Source organism: Indiicoccus explosivorum (assembly GCF_002167005.1).
GTDB lineage: Bacteria > Bacillota > Bacilli > Bacillales_A > Planococcaceae > Indiicoccus > Indiicoccus explosivorum.
In genome coordinates this window covers 60,133-67,602 of sequence record NZ_NHTN01000021.1, presented here as the reverse complement: position 1 = coordinate 67,602, position 7,470 = coordinate 60,133, and the positions used below count along the sequence as shown (strand labels likewise).

Here is a 7,470-nt window from a genome sequence, read left to right as displayed (position 1 = left end):
CCTGTTCCTCATGGGTGCGGGTATGGCTGCGATGATGAAGAAAGAGGGGAGCGGTGCCGGCACGGTCGCCTCCGGCACCCGAGTGTGAAAGCCTGCCTGCTGCAGCTGGAGCCGGAAAAACTGGAACCAGGATAGAAAGCTGCCCGAAGCGTCATTTCCATGACGCGCCGGGCAGTTTTTTTGTTCGCTGCCGGGATGCCCGGCGCAAAAAAATATTAAAAAACAGAACCCCAAACCCGCTGTGAAGTGCTAAACTAATTCACAGACAGTCAGCGACAGAATTTTCTGTCCGGCTGTCCGACGGAAAAAGAAGCCGCCGGCACTACCGGCTGGAACAAATTTGAAAAGTGACAGCGGGTCTCCGCATGGCTTTGCATGCAGCGATCCGTCGGTATAGAAAGGACAATCCGGGACGCCATCATGACAAAAGAAAGAAAACGTTTTCCCCAAGTTTCGATGCAATTGAAAATTCTCGGGCTGGTCATCGCGCTGATTTTGATCATTGTGGCCGTGCTGACGTCGATCTTCATTTATTTCGCTTACCAGGATGAAATCGATGAAGCGGAACAGATCGCTGCCCAGACGGCGAAGGCGCTCTCGTATATGCCGACTGTCCAGGAAACGCTGACGACAGGGGACAGAAGGGAAGAGACCGCTTGGATCATCGGCAGCATCCGGCAGGATATCGATGCGACGGGCATCGTCGTCAGTGGCAGGGAGGAACCGGTCATCGAAGACGGGCCGGATCGGGTCCTCCAGCGGCTGGCCGGCACAGCGGAAGAGAACAGCGCGCTCATTTTCGGGAACAGTTACGTGTCGTCGATCGGCGACGGTGCCGACCTTCTGCTGGCAGGTGTGGCGCCGATTTACGTCGACTATGGAGGATACAAGAAAGTGGAAGGGTTCGTGTCAGTCGTCTTCGAGATGCGGACGGTTTTCAGCAGCATCCTGACCGGGACGAAAGTGATCCTGACATCGGCCGCCATCGCCCTGCTGTTCGGTATCCTGGGCAGCTGGCTGCTGGCTGCGGATATCCGCCGGGATACGCTCGGGCTTGAACCGAGGGAGATCGCGTCGCTTTATCGGAACCGGACGGCGCTGTTCCAGTCTATCCGGGACGGCCTGATCGGCGTCGATGAAGAGGAGCGGATCACCGCGATCAACAAAGCCGCCAAGAAGATGCTGAATATCCGGGAGTGGGTCAAAGGGAAACCGCTGGCGGACGTTTTGCCGCCCGGCAGTGTCTATGATTCATTCCATGAACTCAAAGAGAAAAGCACGACCGAACTCGTGTACAGCGGCCAGTCGCTCGTCCTCCACTCGGAGCCGATCATCGCGGACGGTGAAAAGACGGGGACGCTGTTCACTATCCGGGATAAGACGGATGTCCGGGAGATGGCGGCCACGCTGACGGAAGTCAAACAGTATTCGGAAGATCTCCGGGCGCAGACGCACGAGTTCAAAAACAAGCTTTATGTGCTGCTGGGCCTCCTGCAGCTCGGGAAGACGGAAGAAGCGATCGGCTTCATCAACGAAGAATCCGCCGGCCACCAGGTCCAGGCGAACGTCATTTTATCGAACATCAAGGATGAGAAAGTGCAGGCGATCCTGCTCGGGAAAGCCGCGAAGGCCTCCGAGCAGAAAGTGAAATTCCGGGTGAGCGCCGAGAGCTCGCTGCAGCCGCTGCCGCATGCGCTGGATCTGATGCCGCTATTGACGATTCTCGGCAATCTGATCGACAACGCGTTCGATGCGGCCAAGCAGCAGCCGGCAGGGGAAGTCTCGTTTTTTTCGACGGATATCGGGAACGACATCGTATTCGAAGTGACGGACACCGGCGCCGGCATCGCGCCGGAACTGCTTCCGGAAGTCTTCTCGAAAGGCTACTCCACAAAAGGCACAGACCGGGGATACGGGCTGTTCAACGTGGAGCGGGAACTGCAGGCGATCGGCGGCCTGATCGAAGTGGAAAGTGAAGCGGGTGAAGGGACGACCTTCACCGTCTACGTGCCGAAAAAGAGAACTGAAAACGGAACAGAGGAGGGGGATTCTGCATGATCCGTGCAGCTATTTCTGAAGACGACTTCCGGGTCGCTCAAATACACGAGGCATTTTTAAATGAGATCGACGGCATCACAGTGGCCGGCAAGGCGATGAATGCCGCAGAGACGCTGGAACTTCTGGAAACGGGACAGGTGGACCTCCTGCTGCTGGATGTCTTCATGCCGGACCGGCTCGGCTCCGACCTGCTCCATGAGATCCGGCTGAAACATCCGGAAGTGGACATCATCATGATCACCGCGGCGCAGGAGAAGGAATTCATCCGGAAAGCGATGAACTATGGCGTGTTTTATTACTTGATCAAACCGGTTCAGATCGATCAGTTCAAGCAGGTGATCGGGCAGTACAAGGAAAAAAGGCGGCTGCTGGAAGGCGGCGAGGAAATCGCCCGCGAGAAGATCATGGAGCTGTTCAACCAGACGGCGGCAGCAGCGGAAGGCGTGAAGATCCAGCAGCAGGACCTGCCGACGGGCATCAACGCCATCACGCTCGAAAAAGTCATGGAGCTGATCCGGGAGAACGCGGACGGGCTGACATCGGATAATGTGGGCCAGCAGCTCGGGGCATCCCGGACGACGGCCAGGCGGTACTTGGAATACCTGGTCGGCCAGGGGATGGCGAAAGCGGAAAGCGTCTACGGGATCGTCGGGCGCCCCGAACGGAAATACTTCCCGGCGAACCGCTGAAAAAGCAGCACTGCTTCCGGTGCTGTTTTTTTATGTGCAAAAAAAGTGGCGTTAATGAACAAAATGGCCGCAAAAAACATAAAACTATTAAAATTGTAAACGTTTACATTCAGAATAATCCGCGTTTATGATGAGTTCAGTCTTAAACGAGCCGGAATCGGCGAAAAAACAGAAGGAGTGGAAAATAATGAAGAAAATTTGGTTGCTTGCTGCCTCTGCCCTTGCCCTTGCTGCGTGTTCTGAAGAAGCGAGCGGTGAAGGGGAAACATTCCCGACGGAACCGATTGAAATTGTCGCACCTGCTTCACCGGGCGGCGGATGGGACTTGACCGCGCGTTCACTGCAGAAAGTGCTGGAAGATAACGAACTGGTGGAAGAGGATATTACGGTGACGAATAAACCCGGCGGCGGCGGAGAAGTCGGCTGGCAGTACCTCAGCGAACAGGATGCCCATACGCTGGCAGTCAATTCGAGCTTGCTGATCACCAACAACCTCCTCGGGACAAGCGAGCTCACGTACGAGGATTTCACACCGCTCGCGACGCTTGCGACCGAGTGGCAGTCGGTTGCCGTTCCGGCAGATTCGGAAATCGACGATGTGGAAGAACTGATGCAGAAAATCAAGGACGATCCGTCCGCTGTGAAAATCGGTGTCGGTCCGGCGCTCGGCAACGATGACCACTTGTCATTCGTCCAGGCGGCGCGTGAATTCGGTGTCGATCCGAAAAAATTGAACTTCCTCGTGTACGAAGGCGGCGGTGACGTGCTGACGGCCCTTCTCGGCGGACATGTCGACGCGGTCACGACTTCCCTGTCGGAAGTGAAGGACCAGCACCTTGCCGGCGACGTTAAAATTATCGCCATTTCCTCACCGGAACGGCTGCCGGATATCGAAGACGTGCCGACGTACGTGGAACAGGGCATTCCGGTCGAATTCCCGCACTGGAGAGGCGTCATGGGACCGCCGGATATGACGGAAGAGGAAATCGCTTATTGGGATGAAAAAATCGGCGCGCTCGTAGAGACGGAACAGTGGGCGAAACTGCTCGAAAACAACGACTGGGACAGTTTCTATAAAGACAGCGCGGAAACAGCCGAATTCTTCGCGGAGCAGACAGAGCTTTACGAAGGACTCGTGGAAGATTCAGGGCTCGGCCAGTAATTCTGTGACCACCTGATGACGGGAGGAGAGCAACTATGAAAATAATCAAAATGGGGATGCCGGTGTTTTTGGTGGTGCTGAGTATCGTGTTTCTGCTCGGAACGTACAACTTGCCGAAAGCGAAGCTCGGCAACCCGGATGCGCCGCTTTATTTCCCGATGGGCGTCTCGGTTCTCCTGCTCGTCTTCAGTGTGATTTACCTGTTCCAGGAACTGAGACGGGCACACGAAGACAACGAGCAGATCAGGGAAATGCTGAGCGGGCGGACACCGCTGCTCATCGGCGCGACCATCGCACTGGGAATCGGATACGCGCTGATTTTTGAAACGGTCGGATTCCTGTTTTCCACCATCCTGTTCCTTGGCGCGCTTCTGTTCATCGTGAACGGCCGCCGGAAATGGATCACGAACATCATTGTCACCATCACTTTTTCATTCGTATCCTGGTACGCCTTCAGTGAACTGCTCGGCGTAAGTCTGCCTTAGGAGGTTATCGCAATGGATGCATTTTTAGAAGGACTTCTAACCTCGCTGCAGCCGATCAACATTTTCTGGATCATTGTCGGCGGCTTTCTGGGGACGATCGTCGGAATGCTTCCGGGCTTGGGACCGGCTACAGCGGTAGCGGTCCTGATCCCGGTGACATTCGGCATGGACGCCACCAGCGCTCTCATCCTCATGGCGGCCATCTACTACGGCGCTATGTACGGCGGTTCCAGAAGCTCGATCTTGCTGAATACACCGGGTGACGGGTCGGCGATCGCAGCGACATTCGACGGCTACCCGATGGCGCAGCGGGGATTGGCAGGGCAGGCGATGGCCCTATCCGCTGTCGCATCGTTCATTGGCGGCATCATCGCCACCATCGGATTCATCGCGCTCGCGGCGCCGCTTTCCAGTTTTGCACTGAAATTCGGACCCGCTGAATATTTTCTGCTGATGCTGCTGACGCTGTCGGCGATCATTTCCCTTTCGGTCGGCCGGATGGTGAAAGGCCTCATCGCCATGTCGCTCGGACTCTTGCTCAGCACGATCGGCATCGACACGCAGACAGGCGTGTACCGATTCACATTCGGCATCCCGCACTTGAGCGAAGGGCTGGATTTCCTGATTGTCATCATCGGCATTTACGCAGTGGGCGAAGTGCTGTTCAATTACCTGAACATCGACGAAGAGAAAAAAGAGAAAAAGAAAGTCGGCAAGATCTGGTTCACGAAAGATCAATGGAAGCGGTCGAAATGGCCGATTCTGCGGAGCGGGCCGCTCGGCTTCATCATCGGCGTTCTGCCGGGCGCAGGCGGCTCCATCGCTTCCATGCTCAGCTACACGACCGAAAAACAGATTTCCAGAAAGCCTGACGAGTTCGGGAAAGGGGCGCCTGAAGGACTGGCTGCGCCTGAATCGGCGAACAACGCCGCTTCCGTCGGCGCGCTGATCCCGCTGCTGACGATGGGGATTCCGGGATCCGGAACAACCGCGGTCATGCTGGGGGCGCTCATCATGCTCGGCATCCGACCGGGACCGCTTTTATTCGAAAACGATCCGGGAATGGTATGGACGCTCATCAACAGCATGTTCATCGGGAACATCGCGCTGATCATCATCAACATCCTGCTCGTGGGACTGCTGGTCAAAATCCTGGATACGCCGGCGAAAGTCCTGTATCCGATCATCGTCATGCTGGCATTCATCGGAACGTACACGCTCGGCTACAGCACGATCGATTTCTTCTTCCTGCTCATTTTCGGCTACTTCGGACTGCTGCTGAAAATTTTGGACTTCCCGATCGCGCCGCTGATCCTGGCGATCATCGTCGGCGGGGACATGGAACAGAACTTCCGGATGTCGCTTGCGGCTTCCAACGGCGGGTTCGGCATTTTCTTCGGCTCCACGATCGCGGTGGTCCTCGTAGTCCTGACCGTGCTGTCCCTGTTTTATCCGCTCATTATCAAGTCGTTCAAAAAACTGCGGGGAGCCGGACCGGCTGCCGACTGACAGAAAGGATGAAATTTAGCGGTGAATAAAGAATCGATAAGCTCATACGATGTGGTTGTCGTCGGAGCAGGGAACGCGGCGCTGTGCGCCGCGATCGCTGCGAGTGAACAAGGAAGCAGAGTGGCTGTGCTTGAACGGGCACCGAAAGAGAAAAAAGGCGGCAACTCCTTCTTTACGGACGGTGCGATCCGGGCTGCATACGGCAACTTGGACAACATCCGGAAAATCATCCCGTCGCTTTCCGATGAGGAAGCGGCGAACACCGTGATGCCGGAGTACAAAAACGAGGACTTCTACGGCGATATGATGCGGGTGACGCAAGAAGAGAGCGACCCGGAACTCGCCGGCACGCTCGTCGGCAAATCGCTCGAGACCATCCTGTGGATGCGCGAGCAAGGCGTCGAATTCGAACTCAATAAAGGCAACCAGTCATTCGTCGAGGACGGCAAACGCCATTTCTGGGGCGGCCTGCCGCTGAAGACGAAAGAAAAAGGCATCGGCCTGATGCGTTCTTTATTCCAAAAAGCGGAAGAGCGCGGCATCGAGGTCATCTACAATGCGAATGCCACGGAACTGATCACTGAAGACGGGAAAGTGACCGGCGTGGCGGCGGAGATCAACGGTGAACAGACCCGGATCAAGAGCGCGGGCGTCATCCTCGCCTGCGGCAGCTTTGAAGCGAACAACCAGCAGCGCCGGCAGCATATCGGCGACGAATGGGATGCGGCGATCGTGCGCGGCACGGAATACAACACCGGCGGCGGCATCGACATGGCGCTTGCCGTCGGGGCGCAGAAGTATGGCCAGTGGTCCGGCTGCCACGCCATCGGGACGGATTACAATGCGCCGAAAGTGGGCGATTTCAACAAGCCGGGCGACATTTACAAAAAGCATTCGTACCCGCTCAGCATCATGCTGAACAAAAACGGCGAACGGTTCGTCGATGAAGGCGCGGACTTCCGCAACTACACGTACGCGAAGTACGGCAAAGAAATCCTGAAGCAGCCGGGTCACGTGGCGTATCAGATTTTCGACTCGAAAGTGCGTCCGCTTCTTCGTGAAGAGTACAATCTCGAGGAAGCGACGGCTTACGAAGCGGATACGCTCGAAGCGCTCGTCGATCAGCTGGATGTCGACAAGGAAAACTTCCTGCGCACGATCGAGGAATACAACCGGAGTGTCCAGGAAGGGGAGTTCAATCCTTCCGTCAAGGACGGCAAAGGGACGACAGGCATCGTGCCGCCGAAGACGAACTGGGCGAACACGGTCGAAGAAGGCCCGTTCTATGCTTATCCGGTGACATGCGGCATCACGTTCGCGTTCGGCGGCATCCATGCGGATACGGATGGCCATGTGCTTGACGGATCAGGGAAACCGATCGAAGGGCTCTTTGCCGCCGGCGAAATGATCGGCGGGATTTTCTATCATAACTACCCGGGTGGTTCAGGACTGATGTCAGGAGCCGTATTCGGAAAGATTGCGGGAACATCAGCCGGCCGGTACAGCAATGAAGTGACAAATGCCGTAAGCAAGTAAACTTCAGCGTTCCGGGAAAGCCACCAAGCGA

6 protein-coding genes are annotated in these 7,470 nt (G+C 56.3%); all 6 read left to right on the top strand.

From position 1 onward, the window contains the following. Positions 1 to 420: 420 nt before the first annotated feature. A complete protein-coding gene (locus tag CCE92_RS07400) occupies positions 421 to 2,058 on the top strand; it encodes a sensor histidine kinase (RefSeq protein ID WP_162287828.1) in 1,638 nt (545 codons plus the stop codon). After that, entirely contained in the window at positions 2,055 to 2,747 is a 693-nt protein-coding gene (locus CCE92_RS07395; RefSeq protein WP_088006884.1) for a response regulator, read from the top strand. Before CCE92_RS07400 ends, CCE92_RS07395 begins: the two co-directional genes overlap by 4 nt. Positions 2,748 to 2,934: 187 nt before the next feature. Next, positions 2,935 to 3,909, top strand: a complete 975-nt coding sequence (locus CCE92_RS07390; RefSeq protein ID WP_088006883.1) for a tripartite tricarboxylate transporter substrate binding protein — start codon at positions 2,935 to 2,937, stop codon at positions 3,907 to 3,909. 35 nt (positions 3,910 to 3,944) lie between these two features. After that, the gene (locus CCE92_RS07385) at positions 3,945 to 4,394 is read left to right on the top strand and encodes a tripartite tricarboxylate transporter TctB family protein (protein ID WP_088006882.1); all 450 of its coding nucleotides are present in this window, start codon (positions 3,945 to 3,947) and stop codon (positions 4,392 to 4,394) included. Between the two features lie 12 nt (positions 4,395 to 4,406). Then, positions 4,407 to 5,903, top strand: coding sequence for a tripartite tricarboxylate transporter permease (locus tag CCE92_RS07380; RefSeq protein WP_088006881.1), 1,497 nt, complete (start codon positions 4,407 to 4,409; stop codon positions 5,901 to 5,903). A 36-nt stretch (positions 5,904 to 5,939) separates the two neighbouring features. After that, positions 5,940 to 7,439: an FAD-dependent tricarballylate dehydrogenase TcuA gene (gene tcuA / locus CCE92_RS07375; protein ID WP_088006887.1), complete on the top strand. Its 1,500-nt coding sequence runs from the start codon at positions 5,940 to 5,942 to the stop codon at positions 7,437 to 7,439. Positions 7,440 to 7,470: the final 31 nt, after the last annotated feature.

Excerpts from the sequence above, each read along its gene's own strand:
- CCE92_RS07400 (WP_162287828.1), top strand. The coding sequence starts at position 421 with ATGACAAAAGAAAGAAAACGTTTTCCCCAAGTTTCGATGCAATTGAAA.
- CCE92_RS07395 (WP_088006884.1), top strand. The coding sequence starts at position 2,055 with ATGATCCGTGCAGCTATTTCTGAAGACGACTTCCGGGTCGCTCAAATA.
- CCE92_RS07390 (WP_088006883.1), top strand. The coding sequence starts at position 2,935 with ATGAAGAAAATTTGGTTGCTTGCTGCCTCTGCCCTTGCCCTTGCTGCG.
- CCE92_RS07385 (WP_088006882.1), top strand. The coding sequence starts at position 3,945 with ATGAAAATAATCAAAATGGGGATGCCGGTGTTTTTGGTGGTGCTGAGT.
- CCE92_RS07380 (WP_088006881.1), top strand. The coding sequence starts at position 4,407 with ATGGATGCATTTTTAGAAGGACTTCTAACCTCGCTGCAGCCGATCAAC.